The organism is Acidovorax sp. SRI_002 (assembly GCF_057586455.1).
Window position 1 is genome coordinate 47,512 of record NZ_JBYCZW010000011.1, and the last position, 23,959, is coordinate 71,470.

Annotated in this window: 25 protein-coding genes; 13 read left to right on the top strand and 12 right to left on the bottom strand. The window is 66.7% G+C overall.

Going from position 1 to position 23,959, the window contains the following annotated elements; genetic code table 11:
- Positions 1-106 precede the first annotated feature (106 nt).
- The 6 genes from AC2YJX_RS24950 to AC2YJX_RS24975 all read right to left on the bottom strand — a co-directional run bounded on the left by AC2YJX_RS24950 (position 107) and on the right by AC2YJX_RS24975 (position 6,735).
- Positions 107-733, bottom strand: coding sequence for an SRPBCC family protein (locus AC2YJX_RS24950; protein WP_218299136.1), 627 nt, complete (start codon positions 731-733; stop codon positions 107-109).
- A gap of 49 nt (positions 734-782) precedes the next feature.
- Complete coding sequence (locus AC2YJX_RS24955; protein ID WP_487257598.1) at positions 783-2,015, bottom strand: vWA domain-containing protein; 1,233 nt, start codon at positions 2,013-2,015, stop codon at positions 783-785.
- Positions 2,008-2,922 (bottom strand): AAA family ATPase, encoded by a 915-nt coding sequence (locus AC2YJX_RS24960; protein ID WP_487257664.1) that lies wholly within the window; start codon positions 2,920-2,922, stop codon positions 2,008-2,010. Before AC2YJX_RS24960 ends, AC2YJX_RS24955 begins: the two co-directional genes overlap by 8 nt.
- Positions 2,923-3,055: 133 nt before the next feature.
- Complete coding sequence (locus AC2YJX_RS24965; RefSeq protein ID WP_121419342.1) at positions 3,056-3,847, bottom strand: FAD binding domain-containing protein; 792 nt, start codon at positions 3,845-3,847, stop codon at positions 3,056-3,058.
- 11 nt (positions 3,848-3,858) lie between these two features.
- A complete protein-coding gene (locus tag AC2YJX_RS24970; RefSeq protein WP_121419341.1) occupies positions 3,859-6,246 on the bottom strand; it encodes a xanthine dehydrogenase family protein molybdopterin-binding subunit in 2,388 nt (795 codons plus the stop codon).
- Positions 6,247-6,264: 18 nt separating this feature from the next.
- Positions 6,265-6,735, bottom strand: coding sequence for a (2Fe-2S)-binding protein (locus AC2YJX_RS24975; RefSeq protein ID WP_055396291.1), 471 nt, complete (start codon positions 6,733-6,735; stop codon positions 6,265-6,267).
- Between the two features lie 444 nt (positions 6,736-7,179).
- On the opposite strand from AC2YJX_RS24975, the gene AC2YJX_RS24980 reads away from it, so the two are divergent.
- Positions 7,180-8,328 (top strand): helix-turn-helix domain-containing protein, encoded by a 1,149-nt coding sequence (locus AC2YJX_RS24980; protein WP_487257599.1) that lies wholly within the window; start codon positions 7,180-7,182, stop codon positions 8,326-8,328.
- Between the two features lie 125 nt (positions 8,329-8,453).
- Here AC2YJX_RS24980 and AC2YJX_RS24985 read toward each other — a convergent pair whose 3' ends face one another.
- Both AC2YJX_RS24985 and AC2YJX_RS24990 read right to left on the bottom strand, forming a co-directional pair.
- Positions 8,454-9,275, bottom strand: coding sequence for a TOBE domain-containing protein (locus tag AC2YJX_RS24985; RefSeq protein ID WP_487257600.1), 822 nt, complete (start codon positions 9,273-9,275; stop codon positions 8,454-8,456).
- A gap of 26 nt (positions 9,276-9,301) precedes the next feature.
- Positions 9,302-9,745 carry a helix-turn-helix domain-containing protein gene (locus AC2YJX_RS24990; RefSeq protein ID WP_228899978.1) on the bottom strand — a complete coding sequence of 148 codons (444 nt, stop codon included), beginning with the start codon at positions 9,743-9,745 and terminating at the stop codon, positions 9,302-9,304.
- Between the two features lie 116 nt (positions 9,746-9,861).
- On the opposite strand from AC2YJX_RS24990, the gene AC2YJX_RS24995 reads away from it, so the two are divergent.
- From AC2YJX_RS24995 to AC2YJX_RS25045, 11 genes are all read left to right on the top strand, one after another.
- Positions 9,862-10,326, top strand: coding sequence for a DUF2938 domain-containing protein (locus AC2YJX_RS24995; protein ID WP_121419337.1), 465 nt, complete (start codon positions 9,862-9,864; stop codon positions 10,324-10,326).
- Between the two features lie 49 nt (positions 10,327-10,375).
- Positions 10,376-10,975, top strand: a complete 600-nt coding sequence (locus tag AC2YJX_RS25000; RefSeq protein ID WP_487257601.1) for a flavodoxin family protein — start codon at positions 10,376-10,378, stop codon at positions 10,973-10,975.
- Positions 10,972-11,202 (top strand): DUF2798 domain-containing protein, encoded by a 231-nt coding sequence (locus AC2YJX_RS25005; protein WP_218299129.1) that lies wholly within the window; start codon positions 10,972-10,974, stop codon positions 11,200-11,202. Before AC2YJX_RS25000 ends, AC2YJX_RS25005 begins: the two co-directional genes overlap by 4 nt.
- Before the next feature lie 103 nt (positions 11,203-11,305).
- Positions 11,306-12,052 carry a molybdate ABC transporter substrate-binding protein gene (modA, locus tag AC2YJX_RS25010; protein WP_487257602.1) on the top strand — a complete coding sequence of 249 codons (747 nt, stop codon included), beginning with the start codon at positions 11,306-11,308 and terminating at the stop codon, positions 12,050-12,052.
- 35 nt (positions 12,053-12,087) lie between these two features.
- Positions 12,088-12,771 (top strand): molybdate ABC transporter permease subunit, encoded by a 684-nt coding sequence (gene modB / locus AC2YJX_RS25015; RefSeq protein WP_487257603.1) that lies wholly within the window; start codon positions 12,088-12,090, stop codon positions 12,769-12,771.
- On the top strand, positions 12,771-13,868 hold the full coding sequence (modC, locus tag AC2YJX_RS25020; protein WP_487257604.1) for a molybdenum ABC transporter ATP-binding protein: 1,098 nt from the start codon (positions 12,771-12,773) through the stop codon (positions 13,866-13,868). The genes modB and modC overlap by 1 nt, the downstream gene beginning before the upstream one ends.
- Before the next feature lie 119 nt (positions 13,869-13,987).
- A complete protein-coding gene (locus AC2YJX_RS25025; protein ID WP_487257605.1) occupies positions 13,988-15,658 on the top strand; it encodes an EAL domain-containing protein in 1,671 nt (556 codons plus the stop codon).
- A gap of 4 nt (positions 15,659-15,662) precedes the next feature.
- The gene (locus tag AC2YJX_RS25030; RefSeq protein WP_487257606.1) at positions 15,663-16,790 is read left to right on the top strand and encodes a saccharopine dehydrogenase family protein; all 1,128 of its coding nucleotides are present in this window, start codon (positions 15,663-15,665) and stop codon (positions 16,788-16,790) included.
- Positions 16,787-17,176, top strand: coding sequence for a DoxX-like family protein (locus tag AC2YJX_RS25035; protein ID WP_436130583.1), 390 nt, complete (start codon positions 16,787-16,789; stop codon positions 17,174-17,176). The genes AC2YJX_RS25030 and AC2YJX_RS25035 overlap by 4 nt, the downstream gene beginning before the upstream one ends.
- Positions 17,173-17,667 carry a DUF2269 family protein gene (locus AC2YJX_RS25040; RefSeq protein WP_487257607.1) on the top strand — a complete coding sequence of 165 codons (495 nt, stop codon included), beginning with the start codon at positions 17,173-17,175 and terminating at the stop codon, positions 17,665-17,667. The genes AC2YJX_RS25035 and AC2YJX_RS25040 overlap by 4 nt, the downstream gene beginning before the upstream one ends.
- Positions 17,668-17,682: 15 nt before the next feature.
- Complete coding sequence (locus AC2YJX_RS25045; RefSeq protein ID WP_487257608.1) at positions 17,683-19,380, top strand: ABC1 kinase family protein; 1,698 nt, start codon at positions 17,683-17,685, stop codon at positions 19,378-19,380.
- A gap of 87 nt (positions 19,381-19,467) precedes the next feature.
- Here AC2YJX_RS25045 and AC2YJX_RS25050 read toward each other — a convergent pair whose 3' ends face one another.
- From AC2YJX_RS25050 to AC2YJX_RS25065, 4 genes are all read right to left on the bottom strand, one after another.
- Positions 19,468-20,301, bottom strand: a complete 834-nt coding sequence (locus AC2YJX_RS25050) for a molybdate ABC transporter substrate-binding protein (RefSeq protein ID WP_487257609.1) — start codon at positions 20,299-20,301, stop codon at positions 19,468-19,470.
- Positions 20,302-20,310: 9 nt separating this feature from the next.
- Positions 20,311-21,147 (bottom strand): ABC transporter substrate-binding protein, encoded by an 837-nt coding sequence (locus AC2YJX_RS25055; RefSeq protein ID WP_487257665.1) that lies wholly within the window; start codon positions 21,145-21,147, stop codon positions 20,311-20,313.
- Between the two features lie 80 nt (positions 21,148-21,227).
- Positions 21,228-21,956, bottom strand: coding sequence for an ABC transporter ATP-binding protein (locus AC2YJX_RS25060; RefSeq protein ID WP_436130580.1), 729 nt, complete (start codon positions 21,954-21,956; stop codon positions 21,228-21,230).
- Positions 21,953-22,690, bottom strand: coding sequence for an ABC transporter permease (locus AC2YJX_RS25065; protein WP_487257610.1), 738 nt, complete (start codon positions 22,688-22,690; stop codon positions 21,953-21,955). Before AC2YJX_RS25065 ends, AC2YJX_RS25060 begins: the two co-directional genes overlap by 4 nt.
- Before the next feature lie 64 nt (positions 22,691-22,754).
- On the opposite strand from AC2YJX_RS25065, the gene AC2YJX_RS25070 reads away from it, so the two are divergent.
- Positions 22,755-23,882, top strand: coding sequence for a substrate-binding domain-containing protein (locus AC2YJX_RS25070; protein ID WP_436130578.1), 1,128 nt, complete (start codon positions 22,755-22,757; stop codon positions 23,880-23,882).
- The last annotated feature ends 77 nt before the right edge of the window (positions 23,883-23,959 follow it).

A 23,959-nucleotide genomic window follows, 5' to 3' on the forward strand; every position in this document is an offset into this window, starting at 1 on the left:
GTCTGAAACCGCGCGGCGCCCAGGCCAGCGCCACTGTGGATCCGGCTTTGCCGGTCCACCGGAGGCGTCCCCCTCAGGGGGAAGACGCGAAGCGGCTCAGGGGGAGTCAATTGATTGCCCAGGCTATCAGCACCAGCGCCGCCGCGCCCACCACCCACACCCAAACCGGAATGCCGCTGGGGGGAATATCCTCCCCCGCCGACGCCGCCAGTGCCCCAGGCTCGGTGGGCGCTTCGGAGGATGCCGCACCATCGTCTGCCGGCGCGCGCGGATGGCGGCTTTGCATTTCGTTGTCAAAGCGCTTGAAAAAATCCTCTGCCATGCTCTTGGCCGCGCCGTCGATGAGCCGCTGTCCCAGCTGAGCGATCTTGCCGCCCACCGTGGCATGCACGGTGTAGTGCAGCTCGCAGCTTTCCTGCCCAGCGGCATCCGCGGGCAAAGGCACCAGTTTGACCTGCGCATTGCCCTTGCCAAAACCCGCCACACCACCCGATCCGTCGAAGGCTATGGTGTAGCTCTCCGGCGGCACGATGTCCGACAGCGTGATCTTGCCCGCAAACTTGGCCGACACGGGGCCGATCTTGAGCGCCATGGCGACCGCGTATTGGTTGTCACCGGTCGCCTCGACCTTGTCGCAGCCGGGGATGCACAGCTTGAGCACCTCAGGATCGTTGAGCGCTTCCCAAGCCTGCTGCTGGCTCACGGCGAGGGTGCGGCTGGCTTGCATTTCCATGGTGGGTTCCTTGTGTTGTCTGGTGTTGTCTGGTTATCTCTGAAATCGGTCACTGCCGCAGCACGGCCGCCAGGCTGGCCGCCAGATCCTGCAAGCGGCTCAGGTTGTGCACGGCCACCATGCCGTGGGCCTGGCGGTGCAGTTCGGAGGCGCCGCGTGCCGTGGGTGCATAGCCTTCAAAACGCAGCAAGGGGTTGAGCCACAGCAGGCGTCCGCAATGGCGGCGCAGCCAGCCCAGTTCCTGCGCCAGCACCTCGGGCGTGCCGGTGTCCAGCCCGTCGCTGATCAGCAGCACCAGGGTGCGCCGCCCCACCAGCCTCCGGGCATGCTGCAAACGCAGCTGGGCCAGGCTGTCGCCCATGCGGGTGCCCCCCGCAAAATCATTGATGGAATGGCTGGCCACCTGCAGCATCGCGTCGGTATCGGCCAAGCGAAAGGCGGGCGTGAGGTCGGTCAGCCCGGTGCCAAACGCAAACACATCGCGGCGCACCGCATCGCCGGTGTGGCGCGGTGCCGTGGCGGCATGCAAAAACGCCAGCAGCAGCCGCGCGTAACGCTCCATGGAGCCCGACACATCCACCAGCACCAGCAGCGGCAGCGGTTGCTGGCGCCGCTGCAGCAGCGGGATGCGCAGCACCTCGCCCCCGTTGCGGGCCGCGTGGTGCATGGCGCCGGGCCAGTGCGGGCGGCTGCCGCGCACACCGGGGCGGGTGCGGCGGGCGGCGTAGCGCGGCAGGGACAAGGGCACCTCGCGCGCCATGCGCTCCACCAGCAGGTATTCGCTGGCCGAGAGCTGGTTGAAGTCGGCCTGCCGCAGGCGCTGCAGGTCACTGGCCGTCATGGCGGCGTCGAAATCGATTTTCTCGTCCTCGCGCGGCGGGGGGGTATTGCGGGCGGCGCGCACGGGGGCGAGCGCCTCGCTCACGCGCGGGCGGCGTTTGGCGGGCTCGGCCTTGGACTCAGCGCTGGGCAGCATCTGCGCCAGCAGCTTCTGCGCCACGTTCGGATTGCGAAAGTACGCGTCGAACAACTCGCGGAAGACCAAACGGTCCTGCTCGCGACTGACCAGCACGGCCTCCAGTGCGGCACTGAAATCCTCACGCCGCAGGCCCACCAGCATCACCGCCTGCTGGGCCAGCGCCATGCGGGAGGCGTCCACGCGCACGCCGGCGCGGCGCAGGGTGCGGCCAAAACCGCTCAGGTTGTCGGCGAGCTTGCCCGTGCGGGCATCGCCCAGCTGGGAGATCGTTTTGACCTCTGCCACGGTTGAGCCCTCAGGCATCGGCCTCAGCGGGTTGCAGCAGCTGCACCGCCATGTCGCGCGTGAGCGCCGCCACGTCCTCGCGCTGCTTGAACAAGATGCCTGCGGTGTCGGACACCACTTCGGGGTCCACTACGATGGTGTCGAGCGCGACCAGCGCCTTTGCCCACTCCACGCTCTCTGCGATGCCCGGCGCGCGCTGGAAGGCATTGGCAAATGGCTGGCTGCGCAGGCGGCCCACAAAATCCGCCACCTGGATGGCCAAGGCGGCGCTGGCATCCGGCACCTGCGCACGCACGATGGCCAGTTCGCGCTCGCGCTCGGGGTAGTCCAGCCAGTGGTACAGGCAGCGGCGTTTGACGGCGTCGTGCAGATCCCGCGTGCGGTTGCTGGTGAGGATGGTGACCGGCGTGGCCGTGGCGCGCACGGTGCCGATCTCGGGGATGCTGACCTGGTACTCGCCCAGGTATTCGAGCAAAAACGCCTCAAAGGGCTCGTCGGCACGGTCCACCTCGTCGATCAGTAGCACGGCGCCGGGTTCTGGCGCCTGCAGCGCCTGCAGCAAAGGGCGTCGGATGAGGTAGCGGTCCTGGTAGACCTCGCGCTCCACCTGCGCCATGTCGGCGCTGCCTTTGCCTTCCGCTGCGCGCATGTGCAAGAGCTGGGCCGCGTAGTTCCATTCATACAGCGCCTCGCGCTGCTCCAGCCCGTCGTAGCACTGCAGGCGGATCAGGCTGCGTTCCAGCACCTTGGCAAGCGCCTGGGCCAGCGCCGTCTTTCCCACGCCGGGCTCGCCCTCCAGCAGCAGCGGGCGCTGCAGCTTGAGCGCCAGGAACACGGCCGTGGCCAGCCGCCGGTCGGCAAAATAGCCCACGCCCTGCAAGGCCGACACCAGGGCGTCGATGGAGGACAGCGCAGGCGCGGTCATGGGCACGGGAGGGGAAACGTTCATTACTATAGTTTCTATAGCTAATAGTGCTTGATAGAAAAGCGCTAGAGGCCAATTTCATTCAAACACCCGCCCCTGGATGCAGTATGCAGGGCGCGGGTGCTATCCCCCATCAGCCCAGGATTTGCGCTACTGCTCTTTGGGTCTGCACGCTGATGAGGTTGGCGCGATAGGCCGCACTGGCGTGGATGTCAGCGTTGAGATCGCTTGCATCGATCTTCACCGCCGCCGCCGATGCTGGCGTAAAACTCTGGTTCAGCGCTGCTTCCAGCCCCGCGTGGCGGAACACACTGCTGGCCGCGCCGGTGATGGCCACGCGCACGCCGGCATCGGTCTGCGCCACAAACACGCCCACCAGCGAGAAGCGCGAGGCCGCCTGCTTGAACTTGAGGTACGCAGCGCGCTTCGGAATCGGAAAGCGGATGGCGGTGATGATCTCGCCCTCTTCCAGCGCCGTGGTGTACATGCCCACAAAAAAGTCGTCGGCCGCAATCTCGCGCTGGTTGGTGATGACTGTGGCGCCCAGGCCCAGCACGGCGCTGGGGTAGCACGCCGCTGGGTCGTTGTTGGCCACCGAACCACCCAGCGTGCCGCGTGCGCGCACCTGCCGGTCGCCGATGTGCGCGGCCAAGTCGGCCAGCGCGGGGATGGCGGCCTTGACATCGGCGCTGTTGGCCACGTCCATGTGGCGCGTCATGGCGCCGATGACCAGCGCGTTGCCCTCGCGGCGGATGCCCGCCAGCTCGGGGATGTTGTTGAGGTCAACGATCTTCTCGGGGTTGGCCAGGCGCAGCCGCATCGATGGCAGCAGGCTTTGGCCACCGGCCAGCAGCTTGCCGCCCTGGGCGATGAGCTGTGCAGCGGCGGCGGTGGAGGAGGGATTTTCAAAGGTGAATGCGTACATGCTGGTTCTCCTCAGGCTTTGGCACTCTGAATCGCTTCCCACACACGGTGTGGCGATGCGGGCATGTCGAACTCTTTAACCCCCAGCGGGCGCAGTGCATCCAGCACCGCATTGATCACCGCCGGTGGCGAGCCAATCGCCCCCGCCTCGCCGCAGCCTTTGGTCCCCAGCGGGTTGTGCGTGCAGGGGGTGCACACATGGCCCAGCTTGAACTCGGGGAAGTCGTCGGCGCGCGGCATGGCGTAGTCCATGAAGCTGCCGGTCAGCAGCTGGCCCGTCTCGCGGTCGTACACGCAGTTTTCCATCAGCGCCTGGCCGATGCCCTGCACCAGGCCTCCGTGCACCTGGCCCTCCACGATCATGGGGTTGATGATGGTGCCGAAGTCGTCCACGGCCGTGAACTTGTCTACGCGGGTGCTGCCTGTTGCCGGGTCCACCTCCACTTCGCAGATGTAGGTTCCTGCAGGGAAGGTGAAGTTGGTCGGGTCGTAGAACGCGGTTTCGTTGAGCCCCGGTTCGAGCTTGTCGAGCGGGTAGTTGTGCGGCACATAGGCCGTGAGTGCCACCTGGCCGAACGGGATCTTCTTGTCCGTGCCGCGCACGGTGAACTCGCCGCCGCTGAAGTCGATGTCGGCGTCGCTGGCCTCCATCAAATGCGCCGCAATCTTCTTGGCCTTGGCCTCGATCTTGTCCAGCGCCTTCATGATGGCCGCGCCGCCCACGCTGATGGAGCGCGAACCATAGGTGCCCATGCCAAAGGGCACGCGCCCCGTGTCGCCGTGCACGATGTCCACGTTTTCCACCGGGATGCCCAGGCGCGCGGCCACCACCTGCGCAAAGGTGGTCTCGTGCCCCTGGCCGTGGCTGTGCGAGCCGGTGAACACCGTCACGCTGCCCGTGGGATGTACACGCACTTCGCCGCATTCAAACAGACCTGCGCGCGCGCCCAGGGCGCCCGCGATGTTGGACGGCGCAATCCCACACGCTTCGATGTAGCTGCTGTAGCCGATGCCACGCTTCAAGCCCTTGGCCTCGCTGGCCGCCTTGCGCGCCGCAAAGCCCGCCACGTCGGCCAGCTCCTGCGCCTGCGTCATGCACGCGTGGTAATCGCCCACGTCGTACTGCAGTGCCACGGGCGTCTGGTAGGGCCAGCTGGTGATGAAGTTACGTTTGCGGATTTCGTCCTGGCCCAGGCCCATCTCCCAGCCACAGCGCGACACCAGCCGTTCCAGCAGGTAGGTGGCCTCGGGCCGGCCCGCGCCCCGGTAGGCATCGACCGGCGCGGTGTTGGTGAACCAGGCATCCACCTCCACATAGATCTGCGGCGTTGTGTACTGGCCTGCCAGCAAGGTGGCATACAGGATGGTGGGCACTGCGCTGGCAAAGGTGCTGAGGTAGGCGCCCATGTTGGCGTCGGTGTGCACGCGCATGGCCAGGAACTTGCCGTCTTTGTCCATCGCCATTTCGGCATGGCTCACATGGTCGCGGCCATGCGCGTCCGACACAAAAGACTCACTGCGATCGGCCACCCACTTGATGTTGCGGTTGAGCTTCTTGGCCGCCCAGGTCAGGCACACGTCCTCGGCATACAAGAAGATCTTGGAGCCAAAGCCGCCCCCCACATCGGGCGCAATCACGCGCACCTTGTGCTCGGGCAGGCCCATCACAAAGGCGGTCATCAGCAGCCGCTCGACGTGCGGGTTCTGGTTGCTGACGTACAGCGTGTATTCGTCGTTGGCGCGGCTGTACGAGCCAATGGCGGCGCGGGGCTCCATCGCGTTGGGGATGAGGCGGTTGTTGACCAGATCCAGCTTCGTCACGTGCGCGGCGTTGGCAAATGCGGCGTCCACCGCGCCCTTGTCACCAATGGCCCATTTGTAGCAATGGTTGTCCGGCGCGGCGTCATGCAGCCCTGCGCCCGCCACGGTGCCTGCTGCGGCATCGGCCACACTGACCACAGCGGGCAACACGTCGTAATCCACCTCCACCAGCTCGGCCGCATCACGCGCCTGCTGCTGCGTCAGCGCCACGACGATGGCCACGTGGTCGCCCACATAGCGCACCTTGCCCTGCGCCAGGATGGGGTGCGGCGGCTCCTTCATGGGCTGACCGTCGGTGCTGGTGATGAGCCAGCCGCAAGGCAGGCCGTTGATGTTGTCGGCCGCCACATCGGCACCGGTGAACACGCCCAGCACGCCCGGCGCGGCCTTGGCCGCTTCCACATTGATGCTGTTGATCTTGGCGTGTGCGTGCGGCGAGCGCACAAACACCGCATGGCTTTGCGCCGCCAGCACCACGTCGTCGGTGTACTGGCCCGCGCCGGTCAGGAAGCGGTAGTCTTCCTTGCGCTTGAGCGATTCGCCGATGTGCGGCAGCTTGGAAAAGTCGGATGCACCCATGGTTCTTCTCCTTTGTGTTTACGCTGAAGCCATGGCCTTTTGGCCAACCTGCACTGCGCGCACGATGTTCTGGTAGCCCGTGCAGCGGCAGATGTTCCCTTCGAGCAGCTCGCGGATCTCGCCTTCGCTGGCGTTGGGGTGGTTCTTGCACAGGTCCACCGCACTCATCACCATGCCCGGGGTGCAGAAGCCGCATTGCAGGCCGTGGCATTCCTTGAACGCGGCCTGCATGGGGTGCATGGTGCCGTCGGGGGTGGCCATGCCTTCGATGGTGGTCACCTCGGCCCCCTGGGCCTGCACCGCCAGCATGGCGCAGGATTTGACGGCCCTGCCATTCACATGCACCGTACACGCCCCGCACTGGCTGGTGTCACAACCCACATGGGTGCCGGTGAGCAACAGGTGCTCTCGCAACGCATGGACAAGCAGGGTATTGGGGGGGACGTCAACACTGGCAGCGCGCCCGTTGACCGTGAACTGGACTTGCATCTGGCTGTCTCCTGAATAGGTTTTGGCTGGACAAGAACGTGTTGACGATCTCGCAGGGGATCGCGTTGGAGCGCAATCGGGATGAGTGGATGCTTCGGGTGCGCCGCATGGGCTCATGCCCATCCAAGCAGCCGGAGCGTCCAATCGCCCGATTTCGCTCCAACCCTTCGGGCATTGGTCTTGGCGGGCGGTCTGCTGCGTTGCGGCGCTTGTGGATAGCCGAGCTATCCACTGCGCACCGCGCCTAGCATCCCATCCCGCCAAGACCGCTGCGCGACCCCTGGGAGATCGTCAACACGTTCTTCGCGCATCTTCTGCCGCGCCCCACCACCCATCCCTAGGGACAACCCTAGATTTCCGGCAGCCCCGGCCGGATATTCTCAAAATGAAACATGTTGCAGCGCACACCAGCGCATCATGCGCAGCTCAAGGATTCGGTTCACCATGCTGTCCTCCGCGCCCACCTCCCCCGCCCACCGCCACGCACTGATTGCACAGGCGCGCCAAAGCTTGCTGGCGGATGGCGCAGCGCCCCTGCGGGCCGAGGTGGAGCCATGGATTGCACGGTCGTGGCAACGCTGCCTGGCCCAGGGGCTCAACCCCACCCACCGTGTGGCATTTGACGCCGTCAGCGCCACGGCGTTGCGCCGTAGCCAGGAGCAAAACCACCACCTGCTGCGCGCGGCACGGCCCGTGCTGCAACAGCTCACCCGCGCGATTGCGGGCATGCACTACTTCGCCATGCTGACGGACGCACGCGGCATCGTGGTGGACGTGCAAGGCCATTGCGACCCGGGCGACCCGCGCGCCAGCGCCATTGGCCGCGTGGGCATCGACCTGTCGGAAGCGGCAGTGGGCACCACAGCCATCGGCGCTGCGCTGGCCGAACTACAGCCGGTGTGGCTGCACCGGGGCGAACACTTCTTTGATGACAACGCCAGCTACAGCTGTGCAGGCGCACCGCTGTTCGACCCGCAGGGCCAGTGTGTGGGCATGCTGGACCTGACCGGCGTGGATGTGCCCGAGCGGCCCGAGCTGCGCCACCTGGTGGCCCGATCGGCCCGCGCCATGGAAGACGCCTTGCTGCTGCAATTGCCCCATGCCCTGCTGCTGCGCGTGAACTGGCCCGGCGGCCCGCTGGGCAGCGAGGGCGACGGCCTGCTGGCACTGGACGGCGATGGATTTGTGGTGGGCTGCAACAGCATGGCCCGCCAACTGGTGCCCCAGCCACTGCGCACCCCGGGTGCGCCCACCCACGCCAGCGACCTGCTGGCCATGCCGTGGGCCATGTTGTTCGATGCTGCGCGGCGGCACCCGGCGCAGCCGATCGATTTGCCCCTGTGGTCGGGCCTGCGCCTGCAGGCGCTAGCGCAACGGCCAGAAAACACCCGTGGCGCCAGCCAGCCTGTTGCCACCCTGTCCCAGGCGCTGGCGGGCGCCCCGCCCACGGCCGCACCGCTGCGCGAGGCTGAAACCGCCCTGATTCGCCAAGCCGTGCAAGACGCCCGTGGCAATGTGGCAGAAGCGGCCCGGGTGCTCGGCATCAGCCGCGCCACGGTGTACCGCAAACTGGGCCATCCCAAGGGGCTGTGATCGGCGGCTGCGGCACCTGCCAACAAGGCGTAGCAGATATTTGCATTAAATTGGCCGCTAGCGCTTACCCAGCAAGCGCCAATAGCTATAAAATGTATAGCCCAATTCCCACAACGGGCCCAGTCTCAGACCTCGGCCAAGGCCAGGACCACGGCGTTGTCTTCCACCACCAGCACGACCGGGCTGCCCGCGCGCAGGCCACTGCCGGGCGCCGCAAAACCCACCATCTGCAAGCCACCCGACAGCTCGGCAGACACCTCATCGCCCGACTCGCCCCGCACCACGCGCGTGGCTTTTGCGGGCAGGCGGTGGATGCCGGGTGCATCGGCCACCGCAGACCCGGACGCTGATGCCAAACGACCACCCCGCTCCACGCGCACGGCCGTGGCCTTGCACAGCGTCTGCACGGCAAGCCCTGGCTGCAGGCCCAGCAGCTCCGCACTCTCGCGGGTGATGCGCGCGGCCAGTGCTGCAGGCACGCCCATTGCGGCACCGTCGCCATCGCCCGCATTACCCAACCGCAGGTGCACCGCCACGATCTGCCCCTGCACCACCAGCCGCTCCACCACACATGGCAACTGGTTGCGCATGCTGGTGCGCACCGCCAGCCGCGCCAGCGCAGGGCCCGCATGGGGCGTGGCCTGCCAGCGCGACAGCACAGCGCCCCGCGCCTGCGCCATCGCGTCGGCCGCAGCCAGCAGCTGGTGCCCCGCCTCGGTCAGCTGCGCACCGCCGCCCCCTGCCCCACCCACCGCGCGTGCCACCAGCGGCGTGCCCGCCAGATTGGTCAGCGTGTCCACCGCCTGCCACGCGGCCTTGTAGCTCACGCCCACGGCACGCGCGGCCTGCGAGATGGAGCCGCAGGTGCCAATCTGGCGCAGGATGTCGATGCGTTTGTCGGCCAGGGCATGGCCCAGCGCATCCGTGAGAGAAAGAGAAACAGGCATGCGCGGATGATGCCTGAGCTCTCCCTTCACGCCGCCTTGCGGCGCAGCCCCGTGACAGGCTTTGCCAGCTTCTGCTGGCGCTCCAGCGCGCCAGTCGCTGCTGCCTTCAGCAGCCGCTGAAAGGAGGGGCACTGCGCATGGCTCTCGGCCGGGCAGGCTGCCGCATGCCGCAGACCGTTGCTCATGGCCTTGAGGCGTTTGACCATGGCATCGAGTTCATCGGCCTTGGCCGACAGCAGTTGCCGGTCAATGCTGGGCTCGCCGCTGGGCAAAAACATGGCACGGATGTCGTCCAGCGAGAACCCGGCCGATTGTCCTAGCGCAATCAGCGCCAGCTGGTCCAGCACGCCCGGCGCAAAACGACGGCGCTCGCCAGGTTGGCCTACAGAGTGGATCAACCCCTTTTCCTCGTAATACCGCAGCGTGGAGGCCCGCAGCCCGGAGCGTTTGGCGACTTCGGCAATGTCCATCAAAAAACCCCTTGACTTCAAGTTGACTTGAACTTCTATATTCCCTTCAAAACCTCCTTCCGTCAACTTTTCGAGGTGCTTTGATGACACTCCCACTGCAAGAATTTCCCCTCGCGATGCTGATCGGCATCGGCGCCACCGCCGTCATGGACGCATGGCTTTTGCTGCTCAAGCATCTGGGCGTCCCCACCCTCAACTTCGCCTTCATCGGCCGCTGGGTGGGCCATCTGTTTCGGGGCCAGTTTGCCCATGCCGCCATCGCCAAGGCGGTGCCCATCCGGGGGGAATTGGCCTGGGGCTGGCTCACGCACTACGCCGTGGGCATGGCGTTTGCCACCGTGCTGGTCGGCCTCCAGGGCGCCGACTGGGTACGCAGCCCCACCCTGCTGCCCGCGTTGGCCGTGGGCGTCTGCACCGTGGCGGCGCCGCTGCTGGTGATGCAGCCCGCCATGGGCTCGGGCTTTGCGGCATCGCGCACGCCCACGCCGCTCAAGAACTGCCTGCGCAGCTTGGCCAACCACACCGTCTTTGGCTTCGGCCTGTACCTGTCTGCGCTCGCCATCGCACTGATTTCTCGATGACGGTTCTGCGCATTTTTCCCCTCGAAATCACTTGTTTGGAACCCATGCCATGAAAACCATCGCCATCATTTATCACAGCGCCCACGGGCACACCGCACACATCGCCCGCCACGTTCTGGAGGGCGCCCAGGGCGTTTCCGGCATCCATGCCGAGTTACGCCAAGCCGAAGACCTGGCCCATGCACCCGACTGCCTGTTGCACTACGACGGCTTCATCCTGGGCTCGCCCACCTACCTGGGCGGAGTCTCCGGTCCGTTCAAGACCTTCATGGACGCCACCGGCCGTCTGTGGAAAACGCAGCAGCTCAAGAACAAGCTCGCGGCGGGCTTCACCGTGTCGTCGCTGCCAGCGGGCGACAAGCAGTCCACACTGCTGTCGATGTGGGTGTTTGCCATGCAGCACGGCATGGTGTGGGTGGGCAACCCCATCCTGCCCGAGCAGCACACCGGGGTTCCGTATGACGAAGCAGCCAACCGGCTGGGATCCTGGTCGGGCCTGATGGCGCAGGCAGGCCATGGGGCGGCAGCGGATGCGTTTGTGCCAGGCGATACCAAGACCGCCCGCATGTTTGGGCGGCATTTCGCCGAGACCTTGCAGCGCCTGGGCGGTGTGGCGGCACACCAACCCGCTGAGGCGGTGGCTGCATGATCCCCGCCCGCTACGGCCCCGTGCTGTTCAGCTTCATCCTGTCGGGCGTGATGTCGCTGCTGGTGTCCGGCATCTCCACCTTTCGAGCCGCGCAGGTGGACCAGGGGTTTCTAGGCCTCTGGGCGGGCGCGTGGCTCACGGGGTGGCTGTTCGCCTTCCCGGCGGTCATGCTGGCAGCGCCGCTGGCCCGCAAGCTGGTGGCGCGGGTCGTCGCGCGTGATGGATAGACAGAGGCAGGCAGGGAAAACGCACGACCTTGCCTATACTCTCGCTATTCCATAAACGAATAGCGCTTTTGCGCCAGCCACCATGCCCCACCTCGCCGCATCCATGATCCGCACCCTCGCCCGTGCTGGTGTTGCATGGGCCATGCTAGGGGTGGCACATGCCGACACCGTCTCGGTCGCGGTGGCCGCCAATTTCACGGCACCCATGCAGAAGATCGCCGCAGCTTTTGAGGCCGACACGGGCCACAAGGCCGAGCTCTCGTTCGGTGCCACCGGCAAGTTTTACGCGCAGATCACCCACGGGGCGCCGTTTCAGGTGCTGCTGTCGGCCGACGACACCACGCCTGCCCGGCTGGAGCGCGAGGGCAAGGCCGTAGCCCACTCGCGCTTTACCTATGCCATCGGCACGCTGGTGCTGTGGAGCGCACAACCCGGCACCGTGGATGCCAAGGGCGATGTGCTCAAGTCGGGTGATTTCAAGCACCTGGCCATTGCCAACCCCAAGCTGGCGCCCTATGGCGCGGCGGCCCTGCAGGTGATGGAAAAGCTGGGCGTGGCGACGGCCCTGCAGCCGCGCCTGGTGCAAGGCGAGAACATCGCCCAGACCTTCCAGTTTGTCTCCACCGGCAATGCACAACTGGGCTTTGTGGCGCTGTCGCAGGTGATGGCCGATGGGAAGATCCGCAGTGGCTCGGCCTGGCAGGTGCCGGCGAGCCTGCACGAACCCATCCGGCAAGATGCCGTGCTGCTGATGCCAGGCAAGGACAGCGCCGCGGCCAGCGCACTGCTGACCTACCTTCGCGGCAGCAATGCACGCGCAATCATTCAATCGTACGGCTATAGTTTCTGACCGCCTATAGCCCCATCGACGGATCGCCCATCTTCATGCCATTTTCCAGCGCTGATCTGGCTGCCATCGGCCTCACGCTGCGGCTAGCGGGCACCACCATGGTGCTGCTGCTGGTGCTGTGCACGCCGCTGGCCTGGTGGCTGGCGCACACGCCGTCGCGCTGGCGCGGCCCGGTGTCGGCCGTGGTGGCGCTGCCGCTGGTGCTGCCGCCCACGGTGATCGGCTTTTACCTGCTGGTCACGCTCGGCCCCAACGGCCCCCTGGGGCAGTTCACGCAGTGGTTGGGGCTCGGCACCCTGCCCTTTACCTTCTGGGGGTTGGTGGTGGGCTCGCTCATCTATTCGCTGCCTTTTGCGGTGCAGCCTCTGCAGCACGCTTTTGAAGCCATCGGCCGGCGCCCGCTGGAGGCTGCGGCCACGCTGGGCGCAGGGCCGCTGGACCGTTTCTTCACCGTAGCGCTGCCGCTAGCGCGCCCCGGGCTCATCACCGCCGCGATCCTGAGCTTTGCGCACACGGTGGGCGAGTTTGGTGTGGTGCTCATGCTGGGCGGCAACATCCCGGGTGTCACGCGCGTGGTGTCTGTGCAGATTTACGACCACGTCGAGGCGCTGGAATACACCCAGGCGCACTGGCTGGCGGGCGGCATGGTGCTGTTTTCGTTTGTAGTGCTGCTGGGGCTGAACCTCACCCGCCGCAAAACCTTGTCGATGGTGCAGTGATGACCACCACTGCATCTTCGGCACAGATCACCGCGCAACTGACGCTGACCCGCCCCGGGTTTACGCTGAATGTGGACCTGCAATTGCCCGGCCGGGGTGTGACCGCCCTCTTCGGCCCCTCGGGCTGCGGCAAGACCACCTGCCTTCGCACGATTGCCGGTCTGGAGCGCGCGCAACCTGGGCGTGTGGAGGTCAACGGCGAGGTGTGGCAGGACGATGCACAGACCATCTGGCGCGCCACACACGAGCGGGGCCTGGGCTATGTGTTCCAGGAGGCCAGTCTGTTCGACCACCTGAGCGTGCGTGGAAACATCGACTACGGCCTGAAGCGCACGCCCCCCGCACGCCGCAAGGTGGCGCTGGAGCAGGCGGTGGACTTGCTGGGCATCGCCCCCCTGATGGACCGCAAGCCCCAGGCCTTGTCGGGCGGCGAGCGCCAGCGCGTGGCCATCGCCCGTGCGCTGGCCACCAGCCCCCGCCTGCTGCTGATGGACGAGCCCCTGGCTGCGCTGGACGCCCAGCGCAAGGCAGAGGTCCTGCCCTATCTGGAACGGTTACAACACACCCTCGACATCCCCATGCTGTATGTGAGCCACGCCATCGACGAGGTGGCAAGTCTGGCCGAGCACATGGTGCTGTTGCGTGAGGGCCGTGTACTGGCCCAGGGCCGCACCAACGAACTGATCGTGCGGCTGGACCTGCCCCTGGCCCATGGCGACACTGCCGCCACGGTGATCGAAGGCACGGTGCAACAGCACGACCCGCAGGACCACATCACGACCGTGGCATTCAGCGGTGGGCACCTGATGCTGGTCAGCCCCAGGGCACACGCCACGGGCGAGCCCATCCGGCTGCGGGTGCAGGCGCGTGATGTAAGCCTGGCACTCACCGCACCCTGCGACACCAGCATCCTCAATGTGCTTCCAGCCACGGTGGTGGCGCTGGGCGAAGACAGCCCCGGGCAAATGATGGTGGCCCTGGATGCAGGCACCATACGGCTGCTGGCGCGGGTCACGCAACGCTCGGCCCAGGCGCTGGCGCTGGCGCCCGGCCAACCCGTATTTGCACAGGTGAAGGGCATTGCCATCGTGAACTGATGGGCAGCGCAATCCGGGCCTCCCTCCGAAGGCCCCACAGGCGAACCCAGTGGCCACCACGGCCTCCCATCGGTCGTATGATGACCGTCAAAAAACAAGGGTGGGAACAAGGGGTGGAAATGGTTTCAATCTGGCACGACGCCACCATGGCGTTTGCAGTGGGGTTTCCGCCGCTGCTCCAAAGCCTGCTGTTCTGGATCTTCGCGTCGCTGGTGGTGCATGTGTGCCAGCGTCTGGTCGAACACACGGCGTTTTCGGTCGATCCATCGAGCCGCCGCATCAGCGCCTCGCAAGCTGCCCTGTGCATTGGCTGCATTGTCTGGGCCCTGGATGTGGTGGGTCTGTTCATGTATGCCGAGCTGGCGCACCACGTGCTGGAGCTGGTGCCCGCCCTCAGTGGCCTGCTGATCATGGCGGTGAGTGCGCGACTCACCATTCCGACACTCAGCACCAGCGCCAGCAAGGCGCGCATTGTGGTGGCCGGTGTGTGGCTGGCGGCTGGCATGCTGACGGGGCACTTTGCGATCACCTGGGGCCACGTGCAGAGTTTTTCGCAGGTCAATGTGCTGGCGATCATGGCGTCCATGGCCACGGCCGTGGCCCTTGCGGCGTGCACCGCAATCCGGCACCGCTCGGCCAAGCTCAGCATGCTCACGCCCCGCTACCGCGCACAAACCTGGGAAGACAAGGTTCTGTGCGGCGCCGCCATCCTGGTGCTGCACTGGATGCTGGTCAACACCTTTGCACTGCACCTGGGCGACCCGAGCGGTGAGTCCGACGGCATTGCGCTGCTGGTCACCGTGCTGGTCTTTGCCATTGCCGTAGCGTTGGAACAGATGAGCAACATGCGCTCGGACGCTGGCCGCCAGCAGCTCTTGCGACGCGGGCTGTCGATGATGCGGTCATCGGCCACGGCGCAAAACGCCCAGCGCGACATGCAGCTGTCGCTCATTGCGGACCATTTGCACCGGCTTCTGCACCCGGAAAACCTGGCGCTGCACTTTCAGCCCATCGTCGATTTTCAGCAGCGTGGCGTGCAGTTCGAAGCCCTGCTGCGCATGACCGACAAGACCCTGGGCGCCATCAATCCTGAAACCTTCCTGCTGGTGTGCGAGCTGCAGGGCAAGACGCCCGAAGTGGACCGGATGATCCTGCGCAACGCACTCGACAGTGCCAAGGCCTGGCAAGCCCAGGGCCTGAACGGCACGACCATCAGCGTGAACGTGGCCCCCATCACGCTGCTGGACGACCGCTTTGCCCCGTGGCTGCGTGAAGAACTGGCCCTGCGCGGCCTGCCGCCGCGCACCCTCAAACTCGAAATGACCGAACACGCCATCATTGCGCTGGGCACGGAGATGGTGGCAGCCATCCACACACTCAGCGCCATGGGTGTTGTGGTGTGGATGGACGACTTTGGCGCCGGCTACTCGTCGCTGGGCATGCTGGCCGACCTGCCGATTGCAGGCATCAAATGCGACCGGCTCTTTGTGCGAAAGCTGCCGCAGGACAGCCGGCGGCAGATGCTGCTGCGGCATATCAGCGCGCTGGCCGGCGAGTTCGGCCTGTCTGTGGTGGTGGAAGGCGTGGAGACCGTGGAGGAGCTGCAGACGCTGGCCGCCATTGGGCTGCACTGCATCCAGGGCTACGTGTTCAGCAAACCCATTCCAGCAGCCCACGTACCCGACTGGCACCACACCCACATGCAGCCCCAGCGCGCAGCGCTGCAGGCCTTGCTGCGCCCGGCGGGTTCCACACCGTTTTCAGCACTCCCGCCCGCCCCCGGACTCTGAACCCATGGCAACACTCAAAACACTGGTCCTGGGCGGGTACGGCAACTTTGGCGCACGCATCTGCCGCGCGCTGGCAGGCGACGCGGCCACGCGCCACCACATCGCCCTGCTGGTGGCGGGCCGCGACGCATCCCGCGCCCAGGCCTTGGCGAACACACTGGGCCACGGCGTCCAGGGCGTGGCCCTCGACCACCAGGCCCCGGGCCTTGCTGCCACCTTGCGCGAATGGGGCGTGGATCTGGTCATCCACACTGCGGGGCCTTTTCAGGCGCAGGGTTACAGCGTGGCCCAGGCCGCCGCTGAGGCGGGCGCGCACTACATCGACCTGGCCGATGGCCGCCGTTTTGTGTGCGACTTTCCAGCTGCCATGCAGGCCGCGTTTACCGCCGCCGGACGCACCGCCATCGCTGGCGCCAGCACCGTGCCCGCGCTGTCCTCGGCCGTCATCGACCACCTGTGCGCGGACTGGCAGTGCATTGACAGCATCGACATCTGCATCGCCCCCGCGCAACGCGCGCCACGCGGACAGGCCACGCTGGCGGCCGTGCTGAGCTACTGTGGCCTGGCCATCGATGTGTGGCAAGACGGCCGCTGGCAGCCGAAACGGGGCTGGGCGCAGCCCACGCCGGTCCAGTTCCAGCGGCTGCAACCGCGCCTGGGGGCGGTCTGCGACATCCCGGATCTGGAAATTTTCCCGGCCCATTACAAAGCCCGCGACCGCGTCACCTTCCGCGCAGCGCTGGAGGTGGGCCTGGCACAGAGAGCCTTCGCCACCCTTGCAGCGCTGCGCCATTGGGGCGTGCTGCCCCACCCCGAAAAGCTGGCCTGGCTGATACACCACGCGGGCGGCGCGCTGGACTTTCTGGGCACGCCACTGGGCGGCATGGTGGTGCGCGTGGCGGGCACCGGTGCGCAAGGCCAGCCCCGCCGCCGCGCCTGGCACATTGCAGCCGACCACGACCATGGCCCCGAGATCCCCTGCATGGCCGCCATCCTGCTGGCGCGCCAACTGGCTGTTGGACAACCCTTGCCCACCGGCGCACACACCAGCACCAGCCTGCTGCCGCTGTCGGCCTTTGCACCCGAGTTTGCGAAGTGGGGCATGGTGACGGACATCGTGGAGGAGCCATGACCCCTGCCACCTATGCCTTGCTGCGCTGGAGCCTGGTGTTTGTGTGGCTGGCCACGGCCATCGTCAGCGTGGTGGAGTTGAATGGACAAAGCCGCGCACTGCTGGTCAGCCTGCCCCCAGCCTGGAGTACCCCAGGACTGGCTCACTTTCTGATCCTTGCGGGTGCCACCGCCGACGCCGTCATCGGCCTGTGGATGGCCTGGCGCCCCCGCAGGGCCGTCTACTTGGCGGCGCTGCTGCTCATGGGGGTCATGACGCTGTTGGCCACTTTCGTTGATCCGTCCTGGTGGCTGCACCCGCTGGGCCCGCTGACTAAAAACCTGCCCATCGCCGCCATCCTGCTTGTGCTGCTGCAAGACGCGACGACGACACCACCCAAGCCATGAGCCTGTACCTCACCCTCAAATGGCTGCACATCATCTCCAGCGTGCTGCTGGTGGGCACAGGGCTGGGCTCGGCGTTCTACATGTTCTTTACCAACCGCAGCGGCAATGTGCAGGCGCAGGCGGTGGTCACGCGCCTGGTGGTGCGGGCTGACTGGTGGTTCACCACGCCCACGGTGTTCCTCCAGCCCGCCACGGGGCTGGCCATGGCTGCGATGGCGGGCCTGCCCTGGAGCACGCCGTGGCTCGCGGTGTCTATGGCGCTGTACCTGGTGGCCGGTGCCTGCTGGCTGCCTGTGGTGTGGCTGCAGCTGCGCATGCGCGACATGGCGAAAGAGACTGCAGAGGCGGCGCAGTCCGCACAAGGCGGCGGCGTGCTGCCGCCCTTGTACTGGCGCTACGCCCGCTGGTGGGAGGCACTGGGCTACCCGGCCTTTGTGGCCATGGCCGTGGTGTTCTACCTGATGGTGAACAAACCCACCCTGAACTTCTGAACCTATCATCGCCCCATGCTGATCGAGACCCTGGACACTGCCCGCGACCTGGGGCGCCTGAAGGAAATCCTGGGCGTGATGGTGCGCCACGGGTTTGGCGACACCGTGCGCCGCCTGGGCCTGGCCGACCGGCTGGAGCGCGCGGGCCAGGCACTGAACTGGACCCACGCAGCAGACCTGGCCCGCGTGGAGCCGCCCGTGCAGGTGCGCCTGGCGCTCGAAGAGCTGGGCCCCGCGTTCGTCAAGTTTGGCCAGATCCTCGCGGGCCGGGCTGACCTGTTTGGCCCGGAGTGGATTGCAGAATTCGAGAAACTGCACAGCCAGGTGCCCGCTGTGCCCATCGATGCGCTGCGCCCGCAACTGCGCGAAGACCTGGGCGCCGATCCCGAAGCCGTCTTTGCCTGGTTTGACACGACACCGCTGGCCGCCGCATCGATTGCGCAAGTGCACCGCGCGCGCCTGCAGGACGGCAGCGAAGTCATCGTCAAGATCCGCCGCCCCGGCATTGCGGACACCATCCAGGCCGACCTGCGCCTGCTGCAGCGCCTGGCCGCGCTGGCCGAGGCCGAGCTGCCCGCGCTCAAGCCCTACCGGCCCCAGCAACTGGTGCGCGAGTTCGCGCGCTCATTGCGCCGCGAGCTGGACCTGGCCGGCGAATGCCGCCAGGCCGAGCGCATTGCCACCAACATGGCCGCGCTGCCCCACATCGTGATCCCGCGCGTGCACTGGGCCTACACGCGCGAGCGCATCAACGTGCAGGACTTCATTGACGGCACACCCGGCGGAGCCCTGGCGGCGCTGACGCCCGAGGCCGGGTTTGACCGCACCGTGCTGGCGCAGCGGGGCGCGCAGGCCGTGCTGCAGATGATCGTGAAGGACGGCGTTTTCCACGCCGATCCGCACCCCGGTAACGTGTTCTACCTGCCCGGCAACCGCATTGCCTTCATTGACTTTGGCATGGTGGGCCGCCTGTCGCAGCGCCGGCGCGACGAGCTGCTGCAGCTGCTGCTGGGCCTGGTCGAACACCAGCCTCAGGCCGTGGCCGACGTGCTGCTGGACTGGACGGGCGACGCGCAGGGACTGAACCTGGGCCAGCTCGAAACCGAGATCGAGGCCTTTGTGGACCAGTACCACGGCGTGCCGCTGGCACAGCTGAGCCTGGGCCAGATGCTGGCCGACGTGACGGCCATCCTGCGCGAGCACCACCTGGGCCTGCCATCCGACCTGGCGCTGCTCATCAAGGCCTTCATCTCGCTCGAAGGCATGGGACGCAACCTGGACCCGGACTTTCATATGGCCACCGAAGCCCTGCCGCTGCTCAAGCAAGTGGTGCGCGAGCGCTACGAGCCCAAGGTGCTGGCCGGGCGCGCGTGGAGCACCCTGCGGCGTGCACTGGCCACGGTGGAGCAGTTGCCCGACGACATCGGGCGGCTGCTGCGCAATGCGCGGCGCGGGCACCTGCAGGTGGGCATCGAGCTGGCGCACCTTAAGCGTGTGGGCGATCAGATCGACCGGTCGGCCAACCGGCTGGCCATGGCGCTGGTGATTGCGGCGCTGATCATCGGCTCGTCCATCGTGATGACCGTGAAGGGTGGGCCTACGCTGTTTGGCCTACCAGCGTTTGGCTTCCTGGGGTTCTTTGGTGCCGTGGTGTGTGGCCTGTGGCTGGTGCGGGCCATCTGGCGCAGCAGCCACCACCGCGATGACGACTGAGCGCTGCAAAAAACACGCCGCGGCTCCCCACCAGGTGGGGAGCCGCGGGTGTGCAAGCCCGCAGCACGTCAACGGACTGCAACTCGGTCAGGGTTGCCCAAACCCCATCCGCTGCAGCACGGCCTGGGCGGCCGGTTGGCGCAGCGCACTGGCAAACACCTGCGCCGCAGCGGGCGCGTCGGCGCGTACGGTCAGGCCATACGCAGCGCCCACCTGCAGCGCTGCAGGCAGCTGCACCACGCGCAGGCGCGGCACCTCGGCCTGGGCCGCTACCGCGTTGGTGCAGTAGGTCAAAAACACATCGGCCTGGCGCTGGTCCATCACCCAGGCATAGGTGCCGCGGCCTGCAGGCGGCTTGGGCGAATCCGCGCCACCCGTGAGCTTCAGGGCCTTGGCATCCAGCTGCGCGTAGGCACCCGGCTGAATCTTGTCGGCTTGGCGAAACAGCGCCCAAGCGTAGTCGCCCGACGGGTCGGCCTTGGGCGTGGATGTGCCCACGCGCACATCGCTGCGCAGCATAGTGGCCAGCAAGGTGTCAGGGGTGGCGCTGATCTGCTCGCTGGTCAGCGCACACAGCGCATTGCGCGTGAACACCACAGGCGCTTGCCAACCGCCCCGGGCCGCCAGGCGCTGCGGGTGGTCGGTGTCGGCCGAAGCAAAGACCTGTGCGGGCTCGCCCTTTTCGATGCGCTCGCGCAACAGGCCTGAGGCGCCGAAGGTCAGCGCCACCTTCTGGCCCGTGCGGGCCTCGTGGTCGCGCGCGATCTCAGTGAAAGCCTCGCGCAGGCTGCCAGCGGCATACACCTGCACGGGAGCAGCGTCAGCCATGGGAGCCTTGGCGGGCGCCACCGCACAACCGGCCAGGGCCAAGGCCAGACCGGTGGCCGCAGCGGCTACGGCTGCCTGTGAACGGGTTGCCATGGAGGCCGCTCACTGCGCTGCGTTCGGGAAGAACAGCTGCTCGCCGCCGATCTTGTAGCCCGCAATGGCCTGCTGGCCGGCGGGCGACACCACCCAGTCCACAAACTTCTGCGCGTCTTGCGTCTTCACATGCGGGTGCTTGGCGGGGTTCACCACCATCACACCGTATTGGTTGAAGAGCTTGGTGTCGCCCTCCACCAGAATGGCCAGGTCCGCGCGGTTCTTGAAGTTGAGCCAGGTGCCACGGTCGGCCAGCACATAGGCCCCGCTCGATGCCGCAATGTTGAGCGCAGGGCCCATGCCGCAGCCACACTCCTTGTAGCCGCTGCCTTTTGAGGTATTTGCGGCATCGGCACCGGCGAGCTTCCAGTAGCGCAGCTCGGCCGCGTGGGTGCCGCTCTTGTCGCCGCGCGAGATGAAGTTGCCATTGGCGGCCGACAGCTTCTGCAGGGCCTGCACGATGTCCTTGCCTTTGGTGCCTACCGGGTCGTTCTTGGGACCGATGAGGATGAAGTCGTTGTACATCACCGGGTAGCGCTTCACGCCCCAGCCATCGGCCACAAACTTTTCTTCGGCCACCTGGTCGTGCACAAACAGCACGTCGGCATCGCCGCGGCGCGCCATATCGAGCGCCTGGCCGGTGCCCAGCGCCACCACTTTCACGTCCAACCCACTGGCCTTCTTGAATTCAGGCATCAGGTGGCCGAACAGCCCGGACTGCTCCGTAGATGTGGTGGACGCCATGGTGATGCTCTGCGCAAGCACCGGGCCGGATACTACAAATATGATAGCTGCTAGCGCTTTATGGATAAGCGCTAGGCCATAAAAAGGCTTGAAATTTTTCATCACCGGGCCGCCCCAAGATGAAAAAGCCCCCTGGCGGGGCAGCGACCCCACGAAGTGGGGAGCGTGGGGGTCAATTCTTGTCATACCAGTTCTCCTTTGACAAACAGACGGGCGGCCTCCGGCAAGGGGCCGTTGAAAAAGTCGTGCACGGGCAGGTCGGCCACCAGGCGGCCGTGCTCCAGATAGATCACGCGGCTGGCCAGACGCTTGACCTGGCCCAGGTTGTGGCTGCTGAAGACCATGGTCACGGGGTGGGCCGGGCCTGCTGCGCTGTGGCTGGCGGCAAAGTCGGCCATCAGGGCCTCAACCTCGCGCTTGGCATGGGGATCGAGGCTGGCGGTGGGTTCGTCCAGCAGCAGCACATCGGGCCGCAGCGCCCAGGCGCGGGCCAGCGCCACACGCTGCTGCTGCCCGCCCGATAGGGTGCGCGCGTTCTGCGCGGCGATGTCGGCCAGGCCCACGCGCTGCAGTGCCGTGAGGGCCTGAAGCCGCGCATCGCGCCAGCGCGTGCCGCGCAGCCACAGCGCCAGCGCCACGTTGTTCTGCGCGCTGGTGCGCAGCATGTGCGGGCGCTGGAACAGCATGGCCTGCTGCAAGGTGGCATCGCACTGAAAGCCTCCGCCCGCCGCATCCGCCAAGCCGTGCAGCACGCGCAGCAGCGTGCTTTTGCCACTGCCATTGGCGCCCACCAGTGCCACACGCTCGCCGGGCGCGATGCACAGCGAGACCAGGTCCAGCGCCTGCACGCGGCCGTAGCGCACGGACACCTGGCGCAGATCCACCCACGAAGGGGCCAACGGCGCGTTCACGCGGCCACCCCCACCGGCGTGCTGGACGCAGAGCCATCCACCCGTTCGCGCCAGCGGCGCACCAGCGCGATCAGCACGTTGAGCGCCAGCACCACGGCCAGCAGGATGATGCCCAGCGCCAGCGCCAGGGGCAGGTCACCCTTGCTGGTCTCCAGCGCAATGGCGGTGGTCATCACACGCGTGAAGCCGTCGATGTTGCCGCCCACGATCATCACCGCACCCACCTCGGAGATCGCACGGCCAAACGAGGCCAGCAGCACCGTGAGCAGCGCATAACGCTCGTCCCAGGCCAACAGCAGGGCGCGCAGCAGCGGGCCCGCGCCCATCGACCGCAACTGCTCGCCATGCGCGCGCTCGGCGTCTTCCACCGTCTGGCGTGTGAGCGCAGTGACCACCGGCAGCACCAAAATGGCCTGCGCCAGTACCATGGCCTTGAAGCTGAACAGCCAGCCCAGCGAGCCCAGGGGCCCGCTGCGTGACAGCACCAGGTACACCACGAGCCCCACCACCACCGACGGTACCGCCAGCAAGGTGTTGAGTACCGCCAGCACGGCACCGCGCCCGGCAAAGCGGGCGACGCCGAGCCAGGCGCCCAGCACCAGGCCCACGCCACAGGCGATCAGGCATGCGGTGGCGCTGACGGACAAGGAGCGGCCCACGATGGTCCACAGGACGGGGTCGGAGGAGAGGGTGAGTTGCAGCGCTGTGCTCGCGCTTTCGGTGAGGGTGGACATGGGGCCTTGTGATCGGGTTCAGCTATCGTAGGCACCTCACCAATATCCAGCGATATGAACGTCCGTGCATAGGGTCCAACTTCACTACACGCTCAGCCGCGATGCAGGCAATGCGCTGATCCGCAACCCACTGCCCGAACTGCTGCAGGCCGTGGCCGAGCAGGGCTCCATCTCGGGCGCGGCGCGCGCGCTGGACCTGTCCTACCGCCATGTCTGGGGCGCCCTCAAGCGCTGGGAGGAGCAATTGGGCGGCGAGCTGATCATCTGGGGCAAGGGGCAGTCGGCGCAGCTCAGCGAGTTCGGCACCAAGCTGCTGTGGGCCGAGCGCCAGGCCCAGGCGCGGCTGGCCCCGCAGATCGCCGCGCTGCATGCCGACCTGGAGCGCGCGTTTGCCGTGGCCTTTGACCCCAACGCCCACGTACTCACCCTGTACGCCAGCCATGACGATGCGCTGGTGGCGCTGCGCACCCACGCCGCCGCGCAGGCCGATGCGGGCGCGCTACACCTCGATATCCGCTTCACCGGCAGTGTGGATGCGATCCGTGCGCTGAATGAGGGGCGTTGCACGCTGGCGGGTTTTCACACGGTGGAGCACCCCGCAGCCGATTCATTGACTGCGCGCACCTACAAGCCCCTGCTGCAGCCCGGGTTGCACAAGATCATCGGCTTTGCCCAGCGCACCCAGGGCCTCATCGTGGTACCGGGCAACCCGCTTGGGCTGGGCAGTCTGGCCGACGTGGCCCGCACCAGCGCCCGATTTCTCAACCGGCCACTGGGCACCGGCACCCGCGTGCTGCTCGACGACCTGCTGGCCCAGGCCGGCGTGGAGGCCCAGGCCATTCGTGGCTATGCGCTCAACGAACCGTCTCACACCGCCATTGCCCAGGCCGTGGCTGCGGGCGCGGCCGATGTGGGCATGGGTATTGAAGTGGCAGCCCGGGCGCGTGGGCTGGATTTTGTGCCGCTGGTGCACGAGCGCTACCACCTGGCCTGCCTGAAAGCCAGCCTGGACCAACCCGCCACGCTGGCCCTGCGCAACTTGCTGCAAACCCCCGCATGGCTGGCCCAGATGGCCACCTTGCCGGGCTACAGCCCCTGGCAGTGCGGCGAGGTGCAGGCCATGAACACGGTGCTGCCGTGGTGGCAGTTCACCCGCAAAAAGCGCACTTCCGAGCCTAGGAAGAAACCCTAATTGCTACTTTTTTTATAGCTACAGAATGAGTACCGGCTGCGGGATAACACCGTCACGCTGCCGTCAGCCTGGGCCTA